Origin of the sequence: Amycolatopsis aidingensis, from assembly GCF_018885265.1 — a bacterium.
Classification (GTDB): Bacteria; Actinomycetota; Actinomycetes; order Mycobacteriales; family Pseudonocardiaceae; genus Amycolatopsis; species Amycolatopsis aidingensis.
Map to the genome: position 1 here is coordinate 5,307,457 of NZ_CP076538.1, position 24,081 is coordinate 5,331,537.

The following is a 24,081-nucleotide window of genomic DNA, read 5'->3' on the forward strand; positions in this document are numbered from 1 at the left end:
GTCCTCACGCTAGATCGACGTTTCGCCGGCACGCCAGATAACATTTACCCCATACTTCTGGTGATTCCACCGGCCGGCGCACGACTTTCTTCGGTCCGTTCCGGAAACGCGCCGGCCGGTCACTCCACGGAGGCGATACCGAATCCCGGCTGGCGCTCCAGCCAGGCGGCGTACGGCCGGTTCCTGCGCACGGCGGCGTCGAAGGCCTCCGTGGCGTACCGGGTCATCCGCTCGGACAGCAACGCTGCGGGGCTCTCCTCGTGCCAGCCGAGCAGATGCTGCCAGCGCAGGGGCGCCCCCGCGAACGGCAGCGCCCGCAGCCCGGGAATCGGCAGCAGGCTCGGCTTGCACAGCACCACCGCGTCTCCGGCCTGCGCCAGGTCGAGGCAGCTGACCACATCGGTCTCGTAGATCGTGTGCGGGGCGAAACCGGCCCTGGCGCAGGCCGTGGCGAAGCATTCGGCGAAGCAGCCCTCTCCCCTGGTGGCCGCCCACCTGGTGAGCGCGAGCTCGGGCAGTGCGACCTCGCCCGCGTTGCCCGTGGTCAGCGGGTGGGTTTCCGGGAGCAGCGCACCGACCGCGTCCAGCCCCACCGAACGCCAGACCACGCCCTGCCCGGATGGTGGCGAGGTGGTGCCGCAGACGCCGATCAGCGCGTAGTCCAGCCTGCCCGCGACGATCATGTCCATCAGCTCGGACACCGACCAGGAGGTATGGGTCATCACATGTGCCTGCGGGTAGTCGGCGGCGAACCGGTGCACCAGGCCGCTGAGGATCGGCGAGTTGATCGCGCCGATCCGGCAGTGGTCAAGGCTGCCCTCGATACAGGCCAACCGGGTGACCTCGTCCTGTAGCCCCTTCACGGCAGGCAGCAGCACCCGCGCCCTGGCCAGCACCACCTCACCGAGCGCCGTGGGCCGCGCCCCACGCCAGTCCCGCTCGAACAGGGATCCGCCGAGGGCATGCTCGATGCGGTGCAGCTGAGCCGTCAGCGCGGGCTGCGCCAGCCCGAGTAAGGACGCCGCCTTGGTGACACTGCCGGCTTCCGCGATGGCGCAGACGGCTTTCAGGTGGCGCAGCTCGAGGTCCATAGCACGAAATTAGGTCCGCCGGCTGCCGAGGGGTACCACCGAGTAGTCCCCGCCGTTCGTAGGCCGCCCGCCGGGCACGATTAGCCCCGGTGCCGCGGGGGTACCGGTAAGGCATGACATCGCACGGCGCGACAACCGGCGAGCCGGTACGGCGGGCGAGCCTGGCGGACACCGTACTGGTCGGCACCCGCGTCGCACTACCACTGCTCGCGAACGGGCTGATCAAGCGCAGGCCACGGATGCAGGCCATGGCCGGGCGGCTGGGGTTGGACCGGCAGTCGGTGGCGCTGCTGCGCAGGCTACGCGCGCGGTACGGCCCGGGGCCGCTGCGGCTGCGCGTGCCCGGCCGCACGGTGGTCCTACCGCTGGGCGGGCCCGATGTGGCCAGGCTGCTGGAGTCGGCCTCGGCACCGTTCACCCCGGCCAGCAGGGAGAAACGGGCCGCCCTCGCGCATTTCCAACCACACGGGGTGCTGCTCTCGCGCGGTGCCGCACGGGCGCGGCGGCGGGAGCTCAACGAAGCCGTGCTGGAGACGCACCGGCCAGTGCACGGCCTCGCGGAGCAGATCACCACCAGGATCGACGAGGAGGCCACCGACCTGCTCGGCAGCACCGGCACCGAGCTCACCTGGGACCGGTTCGCCTGCTGCTGGTGGCGGACGGTGCGGCGGATCGTGCTCGGCGACACCGCCCGCACGGACGACACCGTCACCGGCCTGCTCGACCGGTTGCGCCTGGACGCCAACTGGGCCTACCTCGGACCCCGTCGTGCCCGCACCTTCGCCGAACTGAGCCGCCGCCTGGACGGCTACCTCGGCCGTGCGGAGCAGGGCAGCCTGGCCGCGCTGCTTGCCGGGCAGCGGGAGGAGACGGGGGCGGGCGCGCGCGACCAGATGGCGCACTGGCTGTTCGCCTTCGACGCGGCGGGCATGGTGACCTTGCGGACGCTCGCCCTGCTGGCCACCCATCCCGAGCAGGCGGCCGCGGCAGCCGCCGAACTGCCCGATGGCGCGGTCCGGGCGGCCCGGTCATTGCCGTACCTGCGGGCCTGCGTACTGGACACGGTCCGGCTCTGGCCCACCACCCCGGTTCTGCTCAGGGACAGCACCGAGGACACGAGCTGGGGCGGCACCAGGCTTCCGGCCGGGAGCACCTTCCTGGTGGTCACGCCGTTCTTCCACCGGGACCCGGACACCCTCCCGCAGGCTGACCGGTTCGAACCGGAGAGCTGGCTGGACGGGCGCGCCGAGGCGGAGCCCGGTCTCGTCCCGTTCAGTGCGGGGCCTGCCCGCTGCCCCGGCGAGAACCTGGTACTGCTCACCGCCAGTACCATGCTCGGCTGCCTGTTCGCGCGCCGTCGCTACGTGCTGGAGTCCCCCACCGGTCTGGACCCGGGCCGGCCGCTGCCCGCCACGCTGGACAACTTCGGCCTCCGCTTCCGGCTCGGCGCCCGCTGACGGTCAGTCCTTGCCCTCCTGCGCATCCGTCGCGGTCTCCGCTGGCGTGCGGGGCTGGTGTGCCCTGCCGAGCGCGGAGATGTGGCTCTCCTCCCGGATGCGCTCGACCATGCCGGGATAGTGCAGCTCGAACGCGGGGCGCTCGGACCGGATCCGGGGCAGTTCGGTGAAGTTGTGCCGGGGCGGCGGGCTGCTCGTCGCCCATTCCAGTGAGTTGCCGTGGCCCCATGGGTCGTCGCCCGGCGCGGGATCGCCGTAGCGGTAGCTGCGGAACACGTTCCACAGGAAAGGCAGCACCGAAAGCCCCAGCACGAAGGCCCCGATCGTGGAGATCGTGTTCAGCACGGTGAAGCCGTCCGATGGCAGGTAGTCGGCGTAGCGCCGCGGCATGCCCTCGGCACCGAGCCAGTGGTGCACGAGAAAAGTCAGGTGGAAGCCGATGAAGGTGGACCAGAAATGCAGTTTCCCCAGCGGTTCGTCCATCATCCGGCCGGTGATCTTGGGGAACCAGAAGTAGATCCCTGCGAAGGTGGCGAACACGATCGTGCCGAACAGCACGTAGTGGAAATGGCCGACCACGAAGTAGGTGTCGGTGACGTGGAAGTCGATCGCGGGCGCGGCCAGCAGCACCCCGGAGAGCCCGCCGAACAGGAAGGTCACCATGAACCCGATCGACCACAGCATCGGCGTCTCGAAGGTGAGCTGCCCCTTCCACATGGTGCCGATCCAGTTGAAGAACTTGATCCCGGTGGGCACCGCGATCAGGAAGGAAAGGAAGGAGAAGAACGGCAGCAGCACCGCGCCGGTGGCGAACATGTGGTGCGCCCACACCGAGAACGAAAGCCCTGTGATCGCCACCGTGGCCCAGACCAGCGCCTTGTATCCGAACAGTGGTTTGCGGCTGAACACCGGAACGATCTCGCTGACGATCCCGAAGTACGGTAGCGCCACGATATAGACCTCCGGATGGCCGAAGAACCAGAACAGGTGCTGCCACAGGATCGCGCCCCCGTTGGCGGGGTCGAACACGTGCGCGCCGAGATGCCGGTCGGCGAGCAGGCCGAACAGGGCCGCGGTCAGGATCGGGAAGGCCGCCAGGATCAGCACGCTGGTGAACAGGATGTTCCACACGAAGATCGGCATCCGCCACATGGTCATCCCCGGTCCGCGCAGGCAGACCACCGTGGTGATCATGTTGACCGCGGCGAGGATGGTGCCGAGCCCGGACACGATCAGGCCGGTGATCCACAGGTCGGCACCCACGCCTGGGGAGAACATCTCCCTGGACAGCGGGGTGTAGGCGAACCAGCCGAAGTCGGCCGCCCCGCCGGGAGTGACGAAGCCGCTGATCACGGTCAGCCCGCCGAACAGGAACAGCCAGTAGGAGAACGCGTTCAGCCGCGGGAAGGCGACATCCGGCGAACCGATCTGCAACGGCAGCACGAAGTTGGCGAAGCCGAACACGTTCGGGGTGGCATACAGCAGCAGCATCACCGCGCCGTGCATGGTGAACAGCTGGTTGTACTGCTCCTTGGAAAGGAACTGCATCCCCGGCTGGCCGAGCTCGCCCCGCATCAGCAGGGCGAGCGCGCCGCCCACCATGAAGAAGCCGAACGAGGTGACCAGGTAGAGCACCCCGATCTCCTTGTGGTCGGTGGTGCGTAGCAGCCGCAGCAGGGTCTGCCCGCGCCTGCTGGTGCGGCGTGGTCGCTGCGGCACCGGAGTCGGCCGGATCTGCTCCTGCTGACTGATCGCATCCACCACGGTGGTGCCCCTCCTGCCTCGGCGGCTACCCGGACTGCCGAGCCTGGGTACCCACTGCTCCGCCGGGCTATTCCCGCCTGCCCCGTTTAGTTGTCCGCGGCCCGGGTAGCCGGAGCGGGCGTGGAGATCGCGTCCGGAGGAGGGTGTGATGACGACCCGGTCCGCCTTGGAAGTGTGGCCACGCCTGCTCGCCGGGGTACTCGGCCTCGGCTACCTGACGCTGGGCGTGCTCGGCTACCTGCTGGCCGACGGCAGCGTGCTGGAACGCGCGCCGGGCAACACCGTGTGGGTCTTCGGCGCCAGTGCCGTGCTGAACATCGTGCACCTCGCGGTCGGGGTGCTCGGGCTCGCGGCGGCGGCGAAGGTCACCGGCGCCCAGTTCTACGGCTGGGCGCTGTTCGCAGGCTTCGCCGGGCTCACCGCCTATGGGGTGCTGGTCGCCGCCACCGGGAGCGAGCACGACATCCTGAACCTCAACTGGGAGGTCAACCTGCTGCACGGGGCCACCGCCGTACTCGGTTTCCTGCTGGGTTACCTGCCGTCGGCCCTGGCTACCCGAGGACCTCGAAGGTGAGCTCGTCCGCAGCCTTCCCTCCGGACTCACCGGACTTCTCGCTGCCGCGCACCCGCACCCGGGAGCCGGAGCGCAGGTCGCCCCGCAGCAGCATCCGGGACAGCTCGTTGTCCACCGCGCGCTGGATGGTGCGCTGCAACGGCCGCGCGCCGAACTCCGGCTGGTAACCGGCCTCGCTGAGCCAGCGCACCGCGCTCTGGTCGAACTCCACCTGCACGTCCTGCGCGTGTGCCTTGCGGATGGTGTCGTCCAGCAACAGCTCGGTGATCTGGTTCAGCTGCTCGGTCTCCAGCCTGCGGAAGACGATGATCTCGTCCACCCGGTTCAGGAACTCCGGCCGGAAGGACTCACGCAGCTTGCGCAGCAGCCGCTCACGCAGTGGCCGCTCGGTGTCCTCCTCCCTGGCGGGGACGAAGCCGAGCGCACCCTGGGTGCCGCTGACCACCAGCTCCGAACCGAGGTTGCTGGTCATGATCAGCACGGTGTTGCTGAAGTTCACCGTGCGGCCCCTGCCGTCGGTGAGCCTGCCGTCGTCCAGCACCTGCAGCAGCAGGTTGAACACATCCGGATGCGCCTTCTCGATCTCGTCCAGCAGCACCACGGAGTACGGCTTGCGCCGCACCGCCTCGGTGAGCTGGCCGGCGTCGTCGTAGCCGACATAGCCGGGCGGGGCGCCGATCAGCCTGCTCACGGTGTGCCGCTCGCCGTACTCGCTCATGTCCACCCTGATCATCCGGTCCTCGTGACCGAAAAGGGCCTCGGCCAGCGCCCGGGCCAGCTCGGTCTTGCCGACCCCGGTGGGGCCGAGGAACAGGAAGCTGCCCGATGGCCGGTCCGGTTCGGCGAGCCCGGCCCTGGACCGGCGCACCGCCTCGGCGACCGCGCGCACCGCCTCGTCCTGGCCGACCACCCGGCCGTGCAGGTGTTCCTCCAGGTTCAGCAGCCGCTCACGCTCCTCCTGGGTGAGCTGGCTGACCGGGATGCCGGTGAGCCGGGAGACCACCTCCGCGACGTCCTCCGGGGTGACCTCGGTGGCCGGGGCGCCCCGGCCGTCAGCCCGCTCCCGGTCGGCCCGCTCGCGCAGTTCGGTGAGCTCGTCGCGCAGCGCGGAGGCCCGCTCGTAGTTCTCCTCACTGACGGCGTGGTCCCGGTCCCTGGCCAGCTGCTCGATCCGCGCCTCCAGCTCGCGTAGCCGGGCCGGTTGCCTGCCGGAGCGCACCCGGACCCTGGCGCCGGCCTGGTCGAGCAGGTCGATGGCCTTGTCCGGGAGGAACCGGTCGGTCAGGTAGCGATCGGCGAGGGTGGTCGCCGCCAGCAGCGTCTGCTCCCCGAAGCGGACCTGGTGGTGCGCCTCGTACCGGTCCCGCAGGCCACGCAGGATGGCCAAGGTCTCGTCCACGTCCGTCTCGGGCACCAGCACGGGCTGGAACCGGCGCTCCAGCGCGGGGTCGGACTCCACCCCGGAGCGGTACTCCTCCAGGGTGGTGGCACCGATGACGTGCAGCTCACCGCGAGACAGCGCGGGTTTGAGCATGTTGCCCGCGGTCATCGAGGAAGCGTCGGCCGCGCTGCCGCCCGCGCCGACCACGGTGTGCAGCTCGTCGATGAAGATGATCAGCTCGTCCCGGTGCTCGCGGATCTCGCCGAGCAGTTTGGTCATCCGCTCCTCGAAGTCGCCCCGGTAACGGGTTCCCGCGACCATGGCGGTGAGGTCCAGCTGCATCACCCTGCGGCCGGTGAGGCTGTCCGGTACCTCGCCATCGGCGATCCGCTGCGCCAGCCCCTCGGCGATCGCGGTCTTGCCCACCCCGGCCTCGCCGATCAGCACCGGGTTGTTCTTGGTGCGCCGGGACAGGATCTCCACGGTCTGCTCGATTTCCTCGGCCCTGCCGACAACCGGGTCCAGTTCACCGTCCCGGGCCAGCGCGGTCAGGTCACGACCGTACTGGTCCAGGGTCTCGGTCGCGGAAGGACCGGCCGCGGCACCGCCCCCGGCGAAGCCGCCCTTGGCAGGCTTGCCGCGGCGCATGGCTTCCGGGGTCACCCCGTGCGCACCGAGAATGCGGCCCGCGGAGGCGCTGGGGTTGGCCGTCATCGCCAGCAGCAGGTGTTCCGGCCCGATGTAGGTCGAGCCGAGTCCGCGGGAGACCTGATGGGCATCCAGCAACGTCCGTTTGGCGCCCGGGGTCAGCGTGCCGGGCATCTCGGCCGGATCGCCCGCGGCGGCGGCCTTGTCGATCTCGGTGGCCAGCGCGTCCGGATCGGTACCGGACCGCTCCAGCAGCTCCCTGCTGCCCTGCGCCTTGGTGGCCGCCCACAGCAGGTGCTCGGTGCCCAGCTCCAGACTGCCCCGCTCGCCCGCGTGCCGCGCGGCCTCGGCGACCAGCTCGCGCGCGGGCGCGTTCAGCAGCTGGGTGATGTCCACCGAGTACGGGCGGCGGCCCGGTGCGGCACCACCGAAGAACTGCGCGAGAAACTGCTCGAACGGGCTGCCCCCGGATCCGGGACCAGGGAAGCCGGTCATTCTGCCTCCTCTAACGAAGAAGTCCGGGAATCGCTGGAATCAGGCGGGTTTCAGCGGGTCGTGGCCGAGTGACATCAGCCGGTGCCGCCAGTTCGCCTGGCCCGCGGTGGGTTCCAGGTCCTCCCTGCGCTCGGCGTGTACCCGGTCGACCACCTTGCGCATCACCCGGACGTCCTCGGCGTCCAGATCGACCTTGCGCTTGCGCAGGATCGACAGCACCTGCTGCCCGGTCGGCGTTCCCGCCCGCTCCGGCAGTTCCTCGTCCTCCGGATCGGCCGAGCGGGTACGCAGCCACTCGCCGAGCTCCCGCGAGGTCATGTTCACCACGCGGTGGAACTCGTCCCACAGCTGCGGGTCCACCTGGGTCTCCGATGCCACCAGACCACCCCCTTGCGGTCTCTGCCTTTCGTGCCTGCCCGGCCGTCAGTGCCTGTTTCTAAACTCGCCGGACGCGGTCGGCTCGGCCGGGCTCGGACACGGCCACGATCGTCACCATCGCAAGTCATGCGCCCGGCCTCGCCGCCGCGGGCTCCGCCGCGCGAGTTCCTCCGCTCGCTGTGAGCAGGAAAAGCTCAGTTTCGAAACAGGCCGTCAGTGCCTGGCCTTGCGGCGGCGGATACCCCGCACCACCAGCAGCAACACCAGGGCGCCCGCGAACGCGGGCAGCAGCGGCCGCACCTGCTCGGTGGCCGTGCCGGCCCTCTCCTTCGCGCGGGCCGGCAGGTTCGCCTTCTGCGCCAGCTCGTGCACGGTGTTGCCAAGTTCGGCGCGGGTCAGTTCCAGGTCGGTGCGCGCTTCCCTGGCGTCCTGGGGAAAGTCCGAGCCCCGCTGTCCGTGCTTGCTCATCGGCGAGCCCCTTCCCTTGCGGCCTCGACGTCCTTGCGCATCCCGGCCATCGCCTCCTCGGGCACCGGTGGCGCGGCCCGCTTGAGCAGCGGCGCGCCCGCCGCCGCCAGGATGCCCGCCACCAGCAGCAGTCCGCCGCCGACGATCAGCGCCGCAGCCCACCCCGGCAGTACCAGGGCGAGGGCGAGCACCGCCGCGGCTATCAGCGTGGCCCCGCCGAGGAGCGCGGTGATCCCGGCCGCGCCGGTGAGGCCCGCGCCGGCGCCTGCCCGCTTGCCCTTGCTCTTCAGCTCCGCCGTCGCCAGCCACAGCTCGTCCCGCACCAGCCTGCTCACCTGTTCCGACAGGTCCTGCACGAGCTGGGTGGTGGAACGTTCCTGGCTCCCGGCCTGGTTCGGCGCGGAGACGGACTCACGCACATCGTTGGTCATCGTCACCTGTCACCTCCTGGGTGTCTGGTCCGGGACTACCCACGCCGGGCGGCAGTCAACCGCCCCGCGTGTAGCGGACCCGGACGCGGGGTAGGTAAGCGGTGACGATGACGGTGACAAGGGAGTCAGGATGACAGCGGACGCACACGATCACCCGCGGGCGGAAGGGCCGGCCGTGGTGATCGAGGGACCGGACGGCGGCCCCACGATCCTGGTGCTGGACCCCGGCGGCGCGGCGAAACACGCCGAGCTGCCCGCGACCTGGCGGGAGTTCGCCGAGCGCAGGCAGGTGGCCTGGTGCCGGCTGCCAGCCGACGGCTCGCTCAGCGATGCCGAGGAACTGCTCGCCGACGTCGGCCAGCTCGGTTCCCCTGTGGACCTGGTCACCAGCGGCTCGGCCACAGCCACCGTGCTGGACCTCGCCTGTCGGCACGCCGGGAACGTGCGCGCGCTGCTGCTGGTCGACCCGCCCACCGCCGAGGAGGCCGCGAGCGCGACCAACCCGCAGGCGCGGGCCGTGGCGGTGCGCTACCAGGAACTGGAGCAGGCGGGCGTGGCGGTGGAAACGGTGGCCCGCAGTCCCGGTGGGCCGAGGGACCGGGTGGATCCCCCGCTGCCACTGGGACATCCGGATGTGGCGGATGCGGTGGACCGGGCGGTTTCCGCGCTGGACTGGCGGACCTGACGGCCGGTCCAGCCCGGTCACCAGGCGCCGCGCCCGGTGTTGCGGTTCTCGATGCCGGGACTGACCTTCGGATCGCGGCCGTGCTGCCCGGGCACCGGCGCCACCACCGGATCGGTGGTCGGCGCACCGGGGGTGGCGGCGCGGCTCGCGGTGACCGATTCGCTGAGCTGTTGCTCCCGCATCCTGGTCAACATCGCGATGGCTCCCGCATGCACCAGCCCGAGCACCAGCAGCAGTACCCCGAGCCTGCCCACAACCATTTGCACCGGCGGCCCGCCGAAGATGTCCACAAGGGACAGCAGGGCGAGCAGGCCGAGCGCGACAAGATGGAACAGCACGGTGACCATGCGGATCATCGAGGTGCTCGCGGCCGGATCGTCGTCCGAGCCCGCCAGGTAGCGTCGGCCGCTGCGGTAGATGACCTGACCATCGACCAGCACCATCAGCGCGCCGAACGCGAGAAAGACCAGGTAGGTCGTGGTATCCACGTCGAATCCCCTTTCCGGCCCCTTTTCTCCGGTGAGTTCCGGTGTGTCGGCGCCGTCATGACACCTCTGTCGGTTACCCGGAAGGCGAGCGGGGAAACCGCCTGCCAAGATCGCACGTAGGCTCGGTAAAACGGAATGACCCGCCGGGGAGCGCGAAGGCAGGTGACGGTGACAAGCGACGAGGCGGTACAGGTGGGCACCCCGGCCGCCATGCGCCGGATCAACCAGCGTGCCGTACTCGACCTGCTGCGCCGGGGCGGACCTTCCACCCGTCCGCAGGTGGCAAGGGAGACCGGGCTGTCCAAGCCGACCGTGGGCCAGGCGCTGCTCGGACTGGTCGAGGCGGGCCTGGTGCGCACGACCGGCCGCACCTCCTCCGGGCCGGGGCGTTCCGCCGTGGTGTACGAGGCCGACCCCACCGCGGGCTACGTGCTGGGCATCGACATCGGGCGCAAACGCATCCGGGTGGCCGTGGCCGATCTTGCGGGCGAGGTCGTTGCCAGGGACGAGCAACGCAACACCAGCCGCACCGCGCGCGGCCTCGTGTCGGCGGTCGGCCAGCTGACCGGCAGCACCGTGGCGGAGGCCGGGCTGACCGCACAGGACGTGGTGGTGCGCGTGCTGGGCGGTCCCGGGGTCGCCGATGAGCAGGCCCGCTGCTTCCGGCACGCGGCCAACCTGCCCGCCTTCGAGCAGCCGGGGGTACTGGACGAGCTGGCCGCGGCCGTCGGCCCGGATCTGATCGTGGAGAACGACGCCAACCTCGCCGCGGTCGGTGAGCGGGAGCGCGGCGCAGCCAGGGACGCCGACGTGTTCGCCTGCATCACGGTCGGCACCGGCGTCGGCATGGGGCTGGTGGTGGACGGGCAGCTGTTCCGCGGGGCCAGTGGCGCGGCAGGCGAGATCGGCTACCTGCCCTACGGCCAGCTGGGCGAAACGGGGGCGGGCGCCCCGCCACGCGGGCACCTCGAGGAGGCCACCGGGGCGGAGTCGGTGGTGCATGCCGCCCAGCGCGCCGGACTGACCAGTGCACGTTCGGCACGGCAGGTGTTCCGCCTCGCCCGGCAGGGTGACGAGGCCGCGCTGCGGGCGGTACAGGCGGTGGCGACCAGGCTGGCCTTTGTCGTGGCCTCGGTCGCCGCGGTGGTCGACCCCCGGCTGGTGGTGCTCAGCGGGGGTATCGCCACCAACGCCGACCTGCTGCGGGAGCCGATGGACCGGGCGCTGCGAGCGTTCACCCCGCTGGCGCCGCGGATCGTGCAGGGCGAGCTCGGCGAGGACGCGGTGCTGACCGGCGCGATCGCCACCGGGCTGCGGGCCGGCGAGGGAATGGTGTTCGACCGGCGGCTCAGCGAACCGGCCCAGGGCGCACGGGCACAATCCGGAACCCACTGAGGAGGGGCTGACCCATCGGTACCGCGATCGCATTGTTCACCAGGGACCTGCGGGTGCACGACAACCCGGTGCTGCATGCGGCGGCCGCGGCCGCCGAGACGGTGATCCCGCTGTTCGTGCTGGACGAGACCATCGGCCGCAGCGGCTTCAACCGGCCGAACCGGGCCGCGTTCCTCGCCGACTGCCTGCACGACCTGGACCGTGGCCTGCGCGGCCTCGGCGCGCGGCTGGTGGTGCGCGGCGGGGAGCCCGCCGAGGAGGTGGCCCGGCTCGCCGCGGAACACGATGTGGCCGAGGTGCATGTGGCGGCGGACGTGAGCGGCTACGCCCTGCGCAGGGAACGGGCGCTGCGCGAGCGGCTGGCCTCGGCGCGCAGGCAGCTGCGGGTGCACGAGACGGTGACCACCGTGGTGCCGCCGGGGGCGGTCACGCCGAGCGGTGGCGACCACTTCGCCGTGTTCACCCCGTACCACCGGCACTGGTCCGCCGCGCCGAAACGGCAGGTGCTGGCGCCGCCCGAGCGGCTTCGGCTGCCCAGGGTGCAGGCGGGAAGGCTGCCGTCCGGGGAGGAGATCTGCCCTGGCCCGGCCGCGCCGGACCTGCCGCGTGGCGGGGAGAGCCTGGCCAGGCAGCTGCTGGCCGCCTGGGCGGAGGGTCCCGCGGCGGACTACGCCGACCGGCACGACGACCTCGCCGCGGACGGCACCTCCCGGCTCTCGCCGCACCTGCATTTCGGCACCCTCTCGCCAACCGAGCTGTGCTGGCGGACCTGGCGGCAGTCGCCGGAGTTCGTCCGCCAGGTGGCCTGGCGCGACTTCCACCACCAGGTGCTGGCCGCCCGGCCGCGGTGCGCGGTCGAGGACTACCGCACCAAACACGACCGGTGGCGCGGGGACGCCGGGGAGCTGGCGGCCTGGCGGGAGGGGCGGACCGGCTACCCGATCGTGGACGCGGGCATGCGGCAGCTGCGGCGCGAGGGCTGGATGCACAACCGGGCGCGGATGATCGTGGCCAGCTTCCTCACCAAGACCCTGTACCACGACTGGCGGGAAGGGGCCCGGCACTTCACCGACCTGCTGGTGGACGCCGATGTGGCGAACAACCAGCTGAACTGGCAGTGGGTGGCCGGAACCGGGACCGACAGCAGGCCCAACCGGGTGCTGAACCCGCTGCTGCAGGCCGAGCGCTACGACCCGCGCGGCGAGTACGTGCGGCGCTACCTGCCGGAACTCGCTGACGTGCCGGGACCGCAGGCCCACCGGCCGTGGACCCTGCCCGCGGACCAACGTCGTGCCCTTGACTACCCGGAGCCGATCGTGGACCTGCGTGCGGGCGCGGACCGCTTCCTGACCGCCCGCGGAAAGCGGTGACAGGTTCGGCACGCACAGTTGTGTGATCCAGCCAACAGTCCTACCGTTGAGGGGAGGAGGTCGCCGGAAGGGTTCTTCAGGACCGGCCCAGCGATCGCGGGCCGCTCGCCGGAGGTGGCGAAGTGAAGCCTTGTGTCCTCGTCGCCGGTGTCGGGAACAGCCTGCTCGGCGACGACGGTTTCGGGATGGAAGTGGTCCAGCACCTGGAGGGTGCCTGCCTGCCCGGCTGGGTGCAGATCGCCGACTACGAGATCGGGGGCCGGATCACCTGTGACCTGGTCGGTGGGTACGACACCACGATCCTGATCGACGCGACGCCCCGGGGCGAGCGACCGGGAACCGTGTCCGTGCTGGAGATCGACGCGGGCGCCACCGCCGTGCCCTCCTTCACCGCGGGCCACGGGATGCGGCCGGACGCGGTGTTCCAGTTGCTGGAGCTGCTCGGCTGCGACGCGGGGCGGGTGCTGCTGGTGAGCTGCGAGCCGCTGCGGGTCGACGGTGGAATCGGGCTGAGCCCGCCGGTGCACCAGGCGGTGCGGGTGGCCGTGCGCGTGGTCACCGACCTGGCCTGGGGCGCCAGCCCCCGGCTGGAGCAGGCGGAGACGTGAGAGCTCGCCCCATGCGTGGCAGCGGGCCGCCGACACTACTACCGTTCCGGGCATGATCGGACTGCCCGACGGGATCACCGCCTGCCTTTTCGACCTGGACGGGGTGTTGACCGGAACGGCCGCCCTGCACCGGGAGGCGTGGAAGCGAACCTTCGACACCTTCCTTTCCGAACGCGAGGGTCCCGGGTTCGAACAGTTCACAGCCGAGGACTACGCGAACCACGTTGACGGCAGACCACGCGCCGACGGCGTGCGGGAGTTCCTCACCTCCCGCGGGATCGACCTGCCGGAGGGCGATCCGGACGACTCGCCGAAGGTGAACACGATCAACGGTGTCGGCAACCGGAAGAACGAGCTGCTGCAACGCATCCTCGCCGAGCGCGGGGTCACCCCCTTTCCCGGTTCGGTGCGCTACCTGCGGGCGGCACAGCAGGCCGGGCTGGCCATCGGGGTGGTCACCTCCTCGGCCAACGGCGCCGCCGTGCTGGACGGCGCCGGGCTCACCCCCTTCGTGCGGGCCAGGATCGACGGGCTGGTCATCGCGCGGGAGGGGCTACGCGGCAAGCCGGCGCCGGACTCCTTCCTCGCCGGAGCCACCGAGCTGGGCGTGGCCCCGGAACGCGCCGCCGTGTTCGAGGACTCGCTTTCCGGGGTACAGGCGGGCAAGGCGGGCGGGTTCGGCTACGTGGTCGGGGTCAACCGTGCCCGCCAGGCCGGTCGGCTGCGCGAGTACGGGGCCGACGTCGTGGTGGACGATCTGGCCGACCTGCTGGAGGGAGGCGGATGACCGGCCCGCGGCGGGGCTTCGACTGCGCCCCGTGGGAACTGCGCTGGCGCGGCCTTGACGTGGACGAGCTGCAGCGCACCGAGTCCACCTTCGCGCTGTCCAACGGGCATATCGGCATGCGCGCCACCCTGGAGGAGGGCGAGCCGCGCGGGCTGCCGGGCACCTACCTGAACGGCTTCTACGAGCAGCATGCGCTGCCCTACGCCGAGAGCGGCTACGGCTACCCGGAAGCGGGCCAGACCGTGGTCAACGTGACCGACGGGAAGATCATCCGGCTGCTGGTGCAGGACGAGCCGCTGGACATGCGGTACGGCAGCGCCACCACCCATGAGCGGGTGCTGGACTTCCGGGCAGGCACGCTACGGCGCAGCACGGACTGGATCTCGCCGACCGGCCGCAAGGTGCGGGTGACCACCGAACGGCTGGTGTCCTTCACCCAGCGCGCGGTGGCCGCGATCCGGTACGAGGTCGAGCCGCTGGACGACGACGTGCAGCTGGTGGTCCAGTCCGACCTGCTGGCGAACGAGCCGGTCGACTCCGAGTCGAAGGACCCGCGAGCGGCGGCGGCGCTGAAGTCCCCGCTGAACGCCGAGTTCTCCTGGGCTGAGGACTACCGGGCGGTGCTGGTGCACCGCACCGCGGTGTCCGGCCTGCGGATGGCGGCCGCGATGGACCACGAGATCGAGACTCCTTCCGGCCTGCGCACCCGGATCCGGGTCGAGGACGACCTGGCCCGGCTGACCGCGGCGGTGGACGTGCCGAAGGGGCAGCGGCTGCGGCTCACCAAGTACCTCGGCTACGGCTGGTCGGCCCAGCGCTCGGCGCCCGCGGTGCGCGCGCAGGTGGAGGCGGCGCTGGCCGGGGCGTTGCAGACCGGCTGGGACGGCCTGCTGGCCGAGCAGCGCGAGTTCCTCGACCGGTTCTGGGAAAGCGCCGATGTCGAGATCGAGGGCGACCCGGAACTACAGCAGGCCGTGCGGTTCGCGCTGTTCCACATCCTGCAGGCCGGTGCCCGCGGGGAGAGCAGGGCCATCCCCGGCAAAGGGCTGACCGGGCCGGGCTACGACGGGCACGCCTTCTGGGACACCGAGGCATTCGTGCTGCCCGTGCTCACCTACACCATGCCGGGGGCGGCAAGGGACGCACTGCTCTGGCGACACTCCACAATAGACAAAGCGAAGGCAAGGGCGCAGCAGCTCGGGCTGCGTGGCTCGGCTTTTCCCTGGCGGTCGATCAACGGGGCGGAGTGCTCGGCGTACTGGCCTGCCGGGACGGCTGCCTTCCACGTCGGCGCGGCCATCGCCGACGCCACCGTCCGCTACCTCGCAGCCAGTGGCGACACCGAGTTCGACCGGCTGCACGGCACCGAGTTGCTGCTGGAGACGGCGCGGCTGTGGGCCTCGCTGGGACATTACGACCAGCACGACGGTTTCCGCATCGACGGGGTGACCGGACCCGACGAGTACTCCGCGGTGAGCGACAACAACGTCTACACCAACCTGATGGCGCGGCGGAACCTGCGGGAGGCCGCGGCCGCCTGCGAGCGGAACCCGGACGTGGCCGCGATGTTCGGGGTGGACACCACCGAGATCGAGGAGTGGCGGGCCGCGGCGGACGCGATGGCCGTGCCCTACGACGAGCTGCTCGGTGTGCATCCGCAGTCCGAGGGCTTCACCTCGCACGCGGCATGGGATTTCGCGAGCACCCCGGCGGCGAACTACCCGCTGCTGCTGAACTACCCGTACTTCGACCTCTATCGCAAGCAGGTGGTGAAGCAGGCCGACCTGGTACTGGCGATGCACCTGTGCGGGAACGAGTTCACCGCCGAGCAGAAGGCAAGGAACTTCGGCTACTACGAGGGCCTGACCGTGCGGGACTCCTCCCTTTCCGCCGGAACGCAGGCGGTGCTCGCCGCCGAGGTCGGCCACCTGGATCTTGCCTACGATTACCTCGGCGAAGCCGCCCTTACCGACCTGCACGACCTGCATCACAACGTGCGCAACGGCCTGCACATGGCCTCACTGGCCGGGGCCTGGACCGCGATGGTCGCCGGATTCGGCGGCATGCGCGACCACGGCGGCGAGCTCAGGTTCGCCCCCCGGCTGCCCGGCGAGCTGGACCGGATCGCCTTCCGGATGTGCTGCCGCGACTCCCGGTTCGAGGTCGAGATCCGCCCCGACGAGGCCCGCTACCGGCTGTTGTCCGGCGATCCGCTGCGGCTCATCCACCATGGCAAGCCGTTCGAGCTGGGCACCGAGGTGGTACGGCTGCCGATCCCGGAGATCACCGCACCACCCCGGCCGGAGCAGCCAGCCGGCCGGTCCCCGGTCCGGCGGCACCCGGAGCAGGTCCGCCGCAACCTGGGCCAGCAGGGTTCCTGATACCGCCACGGCGGTACCGGCGCGGCCACCCGGCGTCAGCGCCGGGTTTCGATCCTCAGGTCACCTTTCGTCACGTTGCGCATGTGGTCACTGACGAGCAGGTCGTGCGGGTAGCCGAGGTCGATCGCGCTGGCCTCGTCGAGCCTGGCCAGCTGGTCGGCGGTGAGGTCGACCTCCAGCGCGCGCAGGTTGCCCTCCAGTTGCTCGGTGGTACGGGCGCCGATGATCGGTGCGGTCACGCCCGGGTTCTGCAGGGTCCAGGCCAGTCCGACCTGGGCGGGCGTGCAGCCCAGCTCCGCGGCGACCTCCTTCCCGGCATCGGCGATCGCGAGGTTTCGTTCGCTGATCATGCCAACGTCGGCGTTGAAGCTCTTGCGGGTGCTCTCCCCGGATCCGGTATGCGCCGCGGTCAGGTCGGCGCGGCTGTACTTGCCGGTGAGCAGGCCGCCCGCCAGTGGTGAGTACGGGGTCACGCCAAGGCCCATCGCTCGGGCCATGGGGATCAGATCACGTTCCGCGGCCCGGTTGATGAGGTTGTACTCGATCTGCAGCCCGACCAGCGGCGACCATCCGCGCAGGTCGGCGATCGCCTGCATGCGCGAGATCTCCCAGGCCGGGGCGTTGGAGATCGCCACGTACAGGACCTTGCCCTGCCGCACCAGGTCGTCCATACCGCGCAGAATCTCCTCGACCGGCGTGGTGAAGTCCCACACGTGCAGATAGAGCAGATCGAGGTAGTCGGTGTGCAACCGCCGCAGGCTGGTTTCCACCGACGCGAACATGCTCTTGCGGTGACTTCCCGCGGAGTTCGGGTCGCCGGGCCGGCGCAGCGTCGTGTACTTCGTGGCCAGCACGAGGCTCTCGCGATTGTCCCTGGTGAACTCACCCAGCTGACGCTCGGAGCTGCCATCGGTATAGGTGTTGGCGGTGTCGATGAAGTTTCCGCCGCGCTCGACGTAGGTGTCGAACAACTTGCGTGCTTCGTCCTTCTCGGCGCCCCAGCCCCACTCGGTGCCGAAGGTCGCCGTGCCGAGCGCCAGCGGTGATACCCGTAGCCCGGAGCGGCCCAGCAGCCGGTAGCTGTCCAGGGTGAGCGACATCCTGTCCTCCTGCGATGGTGATCCATTGTCGACAGCCAGTCTGTGACCGCGGCGAGCCAGGGATAAGGGAAAGAAGATCCTGGGAACATCAGTCCCACCCTGGCTGTTGCAGCGATCATGACGACCTCGACGGTGGATCGGACCCAGGAGCTGGCCGCGTTCCTGCGAACCCGGCGGGAACGCCTGGATCCGCGGGATCTCGGGCTACCGGATCGCAGGCAGACCCGGCGGACCCCGGGTCTGCGTCGCGAAGAGGTCGCCGAACTGGCCGGGATCAGCATCGACTACGTCGTGCGGTTGGAGCAGGCGCGTGCGCTGCGGCCTTCGGCTGAGGTGGTGGAGGCGCTGGCCCGGGCGCTGCACCTGGCTCCCGATGAGCGCGCCTACCTCTTCGACCTGGCCCGGCAGCGACCCCGCGATGCCGACAAGCTCGTCACCACCGCGACGCCGCCGCTGGCCAGGCTGGTCACCGACCTGTCACCGCTGCCGGCCATGCTGCTGAACCACCGCTACGACATCCTGGCCTGGAACGCCGAAATGGCGAGGCTACTGGTGGATCTGGACACCCTGCCGCCCTCGCAGCGCAATTCGATGTGGTTGTGCCTGATGCACCCGAAGGTCCGCGAGTTCTACCTCGATCGCGAACGCGTCGTAAGGGAAGGGATCGCCCACTTGCGCGCCGCCTGGGCCGCGCACCCGGATGACCGGGCGCTGACCGACCTCATCGCCCAGTTCACCGCGGGCAATGAGGACTTCGCGCGCTTGTGGGCCGAGCGGGACGTCAAGGTCAGCGGCCGCGGGCGCAAGGAAATGCGGCACCCCGAGGCCGGTGTGCTCGCCGTGCAGTTCGAAACGCTCCGGCCACTTCAGGACCCGGACCAGCTGCTGGTGATCTACCGTGCCGCGGACGCCGCGAGCCAGGCGGCCCTGGACCGGTTGCGCCGCTCCTAGTCTGTGTTCAAGAAGGCGCGCGGTCGCATCACCTCGATCGACCTCCTCTGAACAGCTCCTAGTCCGGTGGTTCCGGGGTGACCTCGTCATCGCTGAGGTCCTCGGCGTGCTTGACCTCGTCCTTGTTCATCGGCTCGGGAACGTCACGGGTGCCGCCGCCGATGTCCCGGTCGGGCGGGACCGGGACGTTGTCCGGTTCGCTGCCCGGTTCGCCGTCCCAACGCTGGCTGCGGTCGTTCATACCCCAGGTGTACCCCATTCCGCCGGAACCAGTCAGGTACGCCGGTCATGCCGCCCACCGGCCACCGGAGGGGTCGGACTCGTGCCGGTCCAGCAGGGTGAGCAGCAAACCGTGCGTGGTCGACCAGGGGCAGATCGCCGCCGGCCCGCCGAACACCGTGAGCAGTGCCTCGGCGACCACGGCCCCGGCCAGCGCCTGCCGCGCCCGGCCCCGGGATATCCCTGGCAGCTCGGCCCGGCGTTCGGGCGGCAGCTTCGCCAGTCGGGGCACCCAGATCCGCAGGTCCTCCAGGTGCAGGTCGCGGGCGGTTCCGCGCTGCGGGCGGGCACCGGCCAGCCGGGCCAGCTGGCGCAGCACCTTGGAGCAGCCGACCGTGCGATAGTCCGGCAGCGGCCGCTCCAGGTCGCCGAGCACCTGACGTACCCGGTCGATGGCGTACTCGCGCAGTTCCGCGATCCGTTCCGGGCTCGGCCGGGCGGTGTCGAACCAGGCCCTGGTCATCTCCCGCGCACCGAGCCGCAGCGATCTCGCGCAGCTCGCCCGCTCGCCATCCCCCGCGGCCAGCTCGACCGTGCCGCCACCGATGTCCACCACCATCAGCGGCCCCGCCGAGGCTCCGTACCAGCGGCGGGCCGCGAGGTAACCCAGTTCGGCCTCCCGTTTGCCGGGCAGCGGACGGAGCCGGACCCCGGTCGCCCTGTGCACCGTGCCGAGCACGGCCTCGGCATTGCGGGCGTCCCGGATCGAGGAGGTGGCCAGCGGGTATACCTCGCGCACCCCGCGTTCCCGCGCCATCCGCTGAGCTGTGCGAACGCCGTCCACCACCTCGGCGACGCCGTGCGCGGCGAGCCGCCCGGTGGAATCCAGCGCGCGGTCCAGCCGCAGCCGGGTCTTGTGGTCGAGCTCGGGGCGCAGCGGGGTACCGCCACGGCGCACCGCCAGCAGGCGAGCACTGAACGCACCGACGTCCAGCACACCTACCAGCGATCCGGCCTGCCCACCGACCCCCACGTCCGGTACCTCCGTGTCCCGTGCCATACCGGGTGATACCCAGCCCGCACCACGTCAAACGCCGGCGGTCAGCTTTGCGAGTTTCTCACTTTCCGTGCGAGTAAGTGGCCGAACTGTCACCTCATAGTGACCCGAAAGAGTGATGAAAGCCAATCTGCCATTCGGAGCAGTAACGCTACGTCGGTCACTGAACGATCACAGATCAGACATCCTGAACGTTACGCAATCCTCGCCAGGGGTGGGAGCAAGGGATGACATCGGCCGGTGGCAAGCAGCGTCACGACGATCTCCGCAGGCTCACCGCGGTCGCCGTGGCGGTCGTTGTCGTGCTCGCCACCGTGCTGACCGGGATCAACGTGCTGTTCGACCCCACGGACGGCAAGGTGGACACCGCCGCGGTGAGCCAGCGTGAGCCGACCTCCGGCACCCAGGCGGTGCATGGCCGCTCCGGTGACCGGCCGAGCGCGCTGGCACCCTCGGCTCCCGCCGCGCTGACCATTCCGGCCATCGGGGTGGCGACCAGCGCGCTGATCGACCTCGGGCTCACCCATACCGGAGCCATCGAGATCCCGGGCGAGGCCCACACCGTGGGCTGGCTCAGCTCCACGCCCACCCCCGGTGAGCGGGGTGCCGCGGTGCTCGTGGGCAACGCCGAGTTCGGCTACCAGCGCGGTGCCTTCTTCCGGCTGCACGAACTCGGTCGCGGCGACACCATCATCGTCAACCGCCGGGACGGCGTGGCCGCCGTCTTCACCGTGTACCGGGTGGGCTCCCGGCCCCGGCACGGCGACCACGAGCAGCTCACCCGCCCCAGCGACGGCCCCGAGGTACGGCTGACCACCTGCGGTGGCCACTTCGACGACGGCGCCACGGCGCATTCCGAGGACGTGGTCGTGTACGCCAGGCTGACCGCCACCCGCTGACGCCCCGTCAGCTCGCGGTGCGTCCGCCGACCCAATCGGTGACCACCGAGGCGAGCACGGACAGCGGCAGGTGCCCGTTACCCAGCACCACGTCGTGGAAGTCCCGGATGTCGAACTCCGGGCCCAGCGCCGCCTCCGCCTCGGCCCGGATCCGCTGGATTTCCAGCCTGCCAACCATGTACGACAACGCCTGCCCCGGCACGGCCACGTAGCGATTCACCTCGGCCTCGATCTCCACCCGGCCCAGCGGCACGTTCTCCAGCAGGTAGTCCACCGCCTGCTGCCTGCTCCAGCCGAGTGCGTGCATCCCCGTGTCCACCACCAGCCTGCCGGCTCGCATCGAGTCCTGGGCCAGCATGCCGAGCCGGGCGACGTCTCCGGAGTACAGGCCCATCTCGTCGGCGAGCCGTTCGGCGTACAGGCCCCAGCCCTCGATGTAGGCGTTCACATCGGCGATCCGGCGCAGCAGCGGCAGCTCGGTCAGTCCGATCGAGGTGGACAGCTGGAAGTGATGCCCTGGCACCGCCTCGTGGAAGGCGATCGCCTCGCTGACGTGCCGGGACCGCTCGTGCGCGCGGTCGGTGTTGGCGTAGTAGACACCGGGCCGGGACCCGTCCATGGCAGGCTCGATGTAGTACGCGATGGTGCCGCCGTCGGCCTCGGTCTCCGGCACCGCACGCACCTCGCAGCGCTGCGACGGTACCGACCTGAACCACAGCGGGGCGACCGCCTCGGTGCGGGCGATCGCGGCGCGGGCGGCCTCGAGCAGTTCCTCGCCGTCCCGCCAGCGCAGCTCCGGATCGGTACGCAGCCTGCGGAAGATCTCGCCGAGGTCACCGGTGCCGAACACCCGCTTGCCGAGTTCGGCGTACTCGTCCGCCAGTCGCTCGATCAGCCTCAGGCCGGTGTCGTGCAGGTCCTGCGCCGTGCGTTCGGTGGTGGTGTGTGCCCGGACCAGGCCGGCGTACCGGCGTTCGCCATCGGGCAGCCAGCACAGGCCCGGCCGGTCGGCAGGCAGGCCGCGTGGGGCGAGCTCCCCGGCGAGGAACTCGCGGTAGCGCCGGTACGCGGGCCGCACGACCTCGGCCAGCAGCCGTTCCTGTTCCTCGGCATAGCCCGCGACCTCGACCTGCGGCCGGATCCGCAGCGGGTCGGTCCCGGTGCCAGCGAGGTAACGGTCGACATAGGCGATACCGGCCTCGACCAGGAACCCCGGCGGCAGGTTGCCCTCGGCGGCGCCAGCCCGCTGCCGCTCGGTGATGGTGTCCAGATAGGACGACATGGCGCCGAGTCGCTTCAGGTGGCCGCGCGCCGCATCCTCGGTAGGGAGGGTGATCATCGCAAAGGCGGTCATCGGCAGCAGCGCTGGTGCGCTCAGCCCGTCGCTGACGACCACATCCGGCAGCCGCGCGTCGATCAGGTCCACCGCGGCCCTGGCCTGCTGGATCACCACCTGGCGGGTCAGCGCATCCTGCGCGGACAGCGTGTCCGGCGGGATCGCCTCCGCCCGCACGGCGAGGTCGGCAAGGGCTGCCCGTTGCCGCCACTCGGCGTCGGCGCTGTGGTCCGCAAGGCGAGCGTCGTGCTCGCCGCGTATCCCGAGTGCCGAGGCGAACAGCGGGTTCGCCGTGAAGTACAGGTCGATGTACTCGTCCGCCAGCCGGTCGACCTCGCTCATGCTCGCGCCCCTTTTTCGTTGCTTCGTGCCCATTCCCGCACCATCCCGTCGAGCACCGGCAGCGGAACGGAACCACCGCCGAGTACGACGTCGTGGAACTCGCGGATGTCGAACTCCGGGCCCAGCGCCCGCTCCGCCTCCGCCCTGATCCGCTGGATCTCCAGCCTGCCAACCATGTACGACAGCGCCTGCCCCGGCCACGCGATGTAGCGGTCCACTTCGGACTCGATTTCCACCCGGCCCATCGGGGTGTTGCGCACCAGGAAGTCCACCGCCTGCTCGCGGCTCCAGCCCTTGGCATGCAGCCCGGTGTCCACCACCAGCCGCCCGGCACGCAGGGAGTCGATGGACAGCATCCCGAGCAGCGCCACATCCCCGGAGTACAGGTCCATCTCGCGGGCCAGTCGCTCGGTGTACAGGCCCCAGCCCTCGTTGTACGCGGGGAAGCTGCTCACCCTGCGCAGCAACGGCAGGTCGTCCAGCCGCAGGGCGATGCAGGACTGGAAGTGGTGCCCGGGAATCACCTCGTGGAACGCGGTGGCCTCACAGGTGTGCCGGAACCGTTCGGTCACCTGGTAGGTGTTCGCGAAGTACGTACCGGGGCGACTGCCGTCCGCGGACGGCCAGAAATAGTAGGCCAGCGGCGCGTTCGGGCCGTCGGCCTCCGGCACCGGGCGGACCACCCAGGGGTCGGGCGGGATCCGGCCGAACCAGTCCGGCGCTGCGCGTTCCGCCCTGCTGATCGCCTCCCGCGCCCCGTCCAGCAACTCCCGCTCGTCCTTCCAGCGCAGGGCCGGGTCGGTCCGCAGCCGGCGGAAGATTTCGCCGAGGTCGGAGGTGCCGAACACGCGGCCGCCGATCTCCGCGTACTCCTCGGCCAGCTCCGCGACCAGCCGCAGCCCGGTCTCGTGCAGCCGCGCCGGATCCACCTCCACCGAGGTCCGTGCCCTGGCCAGGGTGGCGTAGATCCGCTCGCCGTCCGGCAGCCAGCAGGCGCCCGGCCGCTCCGGCGGCCTGCCGTGGGCGGCGATCTCGGCCACCACCCCGTCCCGGTACCGCCGGAATGCCGGCCGCACCGTCCGCTCGAGGAGTTCCGCGCGCCGCCGCTCGAACCCGGCACTCGGGGCCTGCTGACGCAGCAGCGGGTCGGCGGCGGGCTCGGCGAGGTACTGGTCGATCCGCCGCACCGCAGCCTCGACCTGATGGCCGACCGGGACCAGACCGGCCGCCACGCCCGCGCGATGCCGTTCCAGCGCCTGCTCCAGGTAACCAGGGATGCTCGCCAGCCGGTCCAGCTGGGCGCGTTCCTCGTCGGCCCCGTTGATCGCGAGTAGCGGCAGCCTGGTGAGCAGGTCCGCGGCCGGGGAGACGAACAGGTCGCTGACCGCGAACTCGACGAACCTGCTGTCGATATCGTCGATGCCGACGCCTGCCATGGCGATCGCCACCTCGCGGGTGATCCGGTCCTGCGCGGCCAGCCCCTCCGGCTCGATGGCCTCGGCGCGGGCACGCAACGCCGCGAGATCCGCGCGCAGCGCCGCCTCGGCCTCCGCGCTGAGCTCGCCAAGGCCCGGCCGGGACTGCTCGAGCCCCAGTACCGCAGGCCACAGCGGCTCGGCCCGGAACAGGGTGTCGACCAGCTCATCGGCGAGCGAGACCACGTCAGTCATCAGGAATCCCCAGTGTTCGAGCGATGCTGTCCGCCGAGCCTAGATCGAGCCGGGCACTTTTCGCCAAGGTTGGCCCCGGCCCCTGGGCGCCGGAGCGCGCGGACCG

At 70.9% G+C, this 24,081-nt stretch carries 22 protein-coding genes; 10 read left to right on the plus strand and 12 right to left on the minus strand.

What is annotated here, in order from left to right; genetic code table 11:
• Window positions 1–119: 119 nt before the first annotated feature.
• Window positions 120–1,091 (minus strand): LysR family transcriptional regulator, encoded by a 972-nt coding sequence (locus KOI47_RS24095; RefSeq protein ID WP_216207720.1) that lies wholly within the window; start codon window positions 1,089–1,091, stop codon window positions 120–122.
• A 113-nt stretch (window positions 1,092–1,204) separates the two neighbouring features.
• On the opposite strand from KOI47_RS24095, the gene KOI47_RS24100 reads away from it, so the two are divergent.
• A complete protein-coding gene (locus KOI47_RS24100) occupies window positions 1,205–2,548 on the plus strand; it encodes a cytochrome P450 (protein WP_216207723.1) in 1,344 nt (447 codons plus the stop codon).
• Window positions 2,549–2,551: 3 nt separating this feature from the next.
• Here KOI47_RS24100 and ctaD read toward each other — a convergent pair whose 3' ends face one another.
• A complete protein-coding gene (gene ctaD, locus KOI47_RS24105) occupies window positions 2,552–4,282 on the minus strand; it encodes an aa3-type cytochrome oxidase subunit I (protein ID WP_216217509.1) in 1,731 nt (576 codons plus the stop codon).
• A gap of 178 nt (window positions 4,283–4,460) precedes the next feature.
• Here ctaD and KOI47_RS24110 point away from each other — a divergent pair, with 178 nt between their 5' ends.
• Window positions 4,461–4,886: a DUF4383 domain-containing protein gene (locus tag KOI47_RS24110; protein ID WP_216207726.1), complete on the plus strand. Its 426-nt coding sequence runs from the start codon at window positions 4,461–4,463 to the stop codon at window positions 4,884–4,886.
• On the opposite strand, the gene KOI47_RS24115 is transcribed toward KOI47_RS24110, so the two are convergent.
• The 4 genes from KOI47_RS24115 to KOI47_RS24130 form a co-directional block, all read right to left on the minus strand.
• A complete protein-coding gene (locus tag KOI47_RS24115; protein ID WP_216207729.1) occupies window positions 4,864–7,410 on the minus strand; it encodes an ATP-dependent Clp protease ATP-binding subunit in 2,547 nt (848 codons plus the stop codon). The genes KOI47_RS24110 and KOI47_RS24115 overlap by 23 nt on opposite strands.
• A 39-nt stretch (window positions 7,411–7,449) precedes the next feature.
• Window positions 7,450–7,788, minus strand: coding sequence for a DUF3140 domain-containing protein (locus KOI47_RS24120; RefSeq protein WP_269756653.1), 339 nt, complete (start codon window positions 7,786–7,788; stop codon window positions 7,450–7,452).
• 213 nt (window positions 7,789–8,001) lie between these two features.
• Window positions 8,002–8,256: a DUF3618 domain-containing protein gene (locus KOI47_RS24125; RefSeq protein WP_216207731.1), complete on the minus strand. Its 255-nt coding sequence runs from the start codon at window positions 8,254–8,256 to the stop codon at window positions 8,002–8,004.
• Complete coding sequence (locus KOI47_RS24130; RefSeq protein WP_216217511.1) at window positions 8,253–8,687, minus strand: phage holin family protein; 435 nt, start codon at window positions 8,685–8,687, stop codon at window positions 8,253–8,255. The genes KOI47_RS24125 and KOI47_RS24130 overlap by 4 nt, the downstream gene beginning before the upstream one ends.
• A gap of 130 nt (window positions 8,688–8,817) precedes the next feature.
• Between KOI47_RS24130 and KOI47_RS24135 the strand changes: the two genes are divergently transcribed.
• Window positions 8,818–9,372: a hypothetical protein gene (locus KOI47_RS24135; RefSeq protein WP_216207734.1), complete on the plus strand. Its 555-nt coding sequence runs from the start codon at window positions 8,818–8,820 to the stop codon at window positions 9,370–9,372.
• 17 nt (window positions 9,373–9,389) lie between these two features.
• Here the strand turns inward: KOI47_RS24135 and KOI47_RS24140 are convergent, their stop codons facing one another.
• Entirely contained in the window at window positions 9,390–9,860 is a 471-nt protein-coding gene (locus KOI47_RS24140; protein WP_216207737.1) for a hypothetical protein, read from the minus strand.
• 210 nt (window positions 9,861–10,070) lie between these two features.
• Between KOI47_RS24140 and KOI47_RS24145 the strand changes: the two genes are divergently transcribed.
• The 5 genes from KOI47_RS24145 (at window position 10,071) to KOI47_RS24165 (ending at window position 16,401) form a co-directional block, all read left to right on the plus strand.
• Window positions 10,071–11,255: an ROK family transcriptional regulator gene (locus KOI47_RS24145; RefSeq protein WP_216217512.1), complete on the plus strand. Its 1,185-nt coding sequence runs from the start codon at window positions 10,071–10,073 to the stop codon at window positions 11,253–11,255.
• A 32-nt stretch (window positions 11,256–11,287) separates the two neighbouring features.
• Entirely contained in the window at window positions 11,288–12,625 is a 1,338-nt protein-coding gene (locus KOI47_RS24150) for a cryptochrome/photolyase family protein (RefSeq protein WP_332461423.1), read from the plus strand.
• 122 nt (window positions 12,626–12,747) lie between these two features.
• A complete protein-coding gene (locus KOI47_RS24155; RefSeq protein ID WP_216207740.1) occupies window positions 12,748–13,233 on the plus strand; it encodes a hydrogenase maturation protease in 486 nt (161 codons plus the stop codon).
• Window positions 13,234–13,285: 52 nt separating this feature from the next.
• The gene (locus KOI47_RS24160; RefSeq protein WP_216207743.1) at window positions 13,286–14,020 is read left to right on the plus strand and encodes an HAD family hydrolase; all 735 of its coding nucleotides are present in this window, start codon (window positions 13,286–13,288) and stop codon (window positions 14,018–14,020) included.
• Window positions 14,017–16,401, plus strand: a complete 2,385-nt coding sequence (locus KOI47_RS24165) for a glycoside hydrolase family 65 protein (protein ID WP_216207746.1) — start codon at window positions 14,017–14,019, stop codon at window positions 16,399–16,401. The genes KOI47_RS24160 and KOI47_RS24165 overlap by 4 nt, the downstream gene beginning before the upstream one ends.
• 35 nt (window positions 16,402–16,436) lie before the next feature.
• Here KOI47_RS24165 and KOI47_RS24170 read toward each other — a convergent pair whose 3' ends face one another.
• Entirely contained in the window at window positions 16,437–17,501 is a 1,065-nt protein-coding gene (locus KOI47_RS24170; RefSeq protein ID WP_216207749.1) for an aldo/keto reductase, read from the minus strand.
• Window positions 17,502–17,618: 117 nt separating this feature from the next.
• On the opposite strand from KOI47_RS24170, the gene KOI47_RS24175 reads away from it, so the two are divergent.
• Window positions 17,619–18,452, plus strand: coding sequence for a helix-turn-helix transcriptional regulator (locus KOI47_RS24175; RefSeq protein WP_216207752.1), 834 nt, complete (start codon window positions 17,619–17,621; stop codon window positions 18,450–18,452).
• Window positions 18,453–18,510: 58 nt separating this feature from the next.
• On the opposite strand, the gene KOI47_RS24180 is transcribed toward KOI47_RS24175, so the two are convergent.
• Window positions 18,511–18,693, minus strand: coding sequence for a hypothetical protein (locus tag KOI47_RS24180; protein WP_216207755.1), 183 nt, complete (start codon window positions 18,691–18,693; stop codon window positions 18,511–18,513).
• A gap of 45 nt (window positions 18,694–18,738) precedes the next feature.
• Entirely contained in the window at window positions 18,739–19,731 is a 993-nt protein-coding gene (locus KOI47_RS24185) for a Ppx/GppA phosphatase family protein (protein WP_216207758.1), read from the minus strand.
• A gap of 224 nt (window positions 19,732–19,955) precedes the next feature.
• On the opposite strand from KOI47_RS24185, the gene KOI47_RS24190 reads away from it, so the two are divergent.
• Window positions 19,956–20,627, plus strand: coding sequence for a sortase domain-containing protein (locus tag KOI47_RS24190; protein ID WP_216207761.1), 672 nt, complete (start codon window positions 19,956–19,958; stop codon window positions 20,625–20,627).
• 7 nt (window positions 20,628–20,634) lie between these two features.
• On the opposite strand, the gene KOI47_RS24195 is transcribed toward KOI47_RS24190, so the two are convergent.
• Both KOI47_RS24195 and KOI47_RS24200 read right to left on the minus strand, forming a co-directional pair.
• The gene (locus KOI47_RS24195) at window positions 20,635–22,305 is read right to left on the minus strand and encodes a DUF885 domain-containing protein (RefSeq protein WP_216207764.1); all 1,671 of its coding nucleotides are present in this window, start codon (window positions 22,303–22,305) and stop codon (window positions 20,635–20,637) included.
• Window positions 22,302–23,975, minus strand: coding sequence for a DUF885 domain-containing protein (locus KOI47_RS24200; RefSeq protein ID WP_216207766.1), 1,674 nt, complete (start codon window positions 23,973–23,975; stop codon window positions 22,302–22,304). Before KOI47_RS24200 ends, KOI47_RS24195 begins: the two co-directional genes overlap by 4 nt.
• Window positions 23,976–24,081 lie beyond the last annotated feature (106 nt).

What these genes read in the sequence shown, in the direction of transcription:
- KOI47_RS24190 (WP_216207761.1), top strand. Translation starts at nt 19,956, where the DNA reads ATGACATCGGCCGGTGGCAAGCAGCGTCACGACGATCTCCGCAGGCTC.
- KOI47_RS24135 (WP_216207734.1), top strand. Translation starts at nt 8,818, where the DNA reads ATGACAGCGGACGCACACGATCACCCGCGGGCGGAAGGGCCGGCCGTG.
- KOI47_RS24195 (WP_216207764.1), bottom strand. Translation starts at nt 22,305, where the DNA reads ATGAGCGAGGTCGACCGGCTGGCGGACGAGTACATCGACCTGTACTTC.
- KOI47_RS24180 (WP_216207755.1), bottom strand. Translation starts at nt 18,693, where the DNA reads ATGAACGACCGCAGCCAGCGTTGGGACGGCGAACCGGGCAGCGAACCG.
- KOI47_RS24115 (WP_216207729.1), bottom strand. Translation starts at nt 7,410, where the DNA reads ATGACCGGCTTCCCTGGTCCCGGATCCGGGGGCAGCCCGTTCGAGCAG.
- KOI47_RS24165 (WP_216207746.1), top strand. Translation starts at nt 14,017, where the DNA reads ATGACCGGCCCGCGGCGGGGCTTCGACTGCGCCCCGTGGGAACTGCGC.
- KOI47_RS24110 (WP_216207726.1), top strand. Translation starts at nt 4,461, where the DNA reads ATGACGACCCGGTCCGCCTTGGAAGTGTGGCCACGCCTGCTCGCCGGG.
- KOI47_RS24125 (WP_216207731.1), bottom strand. Translation starts at nt 8,256, where the DNA reads ATGAGCAAGCACGGACAGCGGGGCTCGGACTTTCCCCAGGACGCCAGG.
- KOI47_RS24185 (WP_216207758.1), bottom strand. Translation starts at nt 19,731, where the DNA reads ATGGCACGGGACACGGAGGTACCGGACGTGGGGGTCGGTGGGCAGGCC.
- KOI47_RS24145 (WP_216217512.1), top strand. Translation starts at nt 10,071, where the DNA reads ATGCGCCGGATCAACCAGCGTGCCGTACTCGACCTGCTGCGCCGGGGC.
- KOI47_RS24095 (WP_216207720.1), bottom strand. Translation starts at nt 1,091, where the DNA reads ATGGACCTCGAGCTGCGCCACCTGAAAGCCGTCTGCGCCATCGCGGAA.
- KOI47_RS24175 (WP_216207752.1), top strand. Translation starts at nt 17,619, where the DNA reads ATGACGACCTCGACGGTGGATCGGACCCAGGAGCTGGCCGCGTTCCTG.
- KOI47_RS24160 (WP_216207743.1), top strand. Translation starts at nt 13,286, where the DNA reads ATGATCGGACTGCCCGACGGGATCACCGCCTGCCTTTTCGACCTGGAC.
- KOI47_RS24200 (WP_216207766.1), bottom strand. Translation starts at nt 23,975, where the DNA reads ATGACTGACGTGGTCTCGCTCGCCGATGAGCTGGTCGACACCCTGTTC.
- KOI47_RS24130 (WP_216217511.1), bottom strand. Translation starts at nt 8,687, where the DNA reads ATGACCAACGATGTGCGTGAGTCCGTCTCCGCGCCGAACCAGGCCGGG.
- KOI47_RS24170 (WP_216207749.1), bottom strand. Translation starts at nt 17,501, where the DNA reads ATGTCGCTCACCCTGGACAGCTACCGGCTGCTGGGCCGCTCCGGGCTA.
- KOI47_RS24100 (WP_216207723.1), top strand. Translation starts at nt 1,205, where the DNA reads ATGACATCGCACGGCGCGACAACCGGCGAGCCGGTACGGCGGGCGAGC.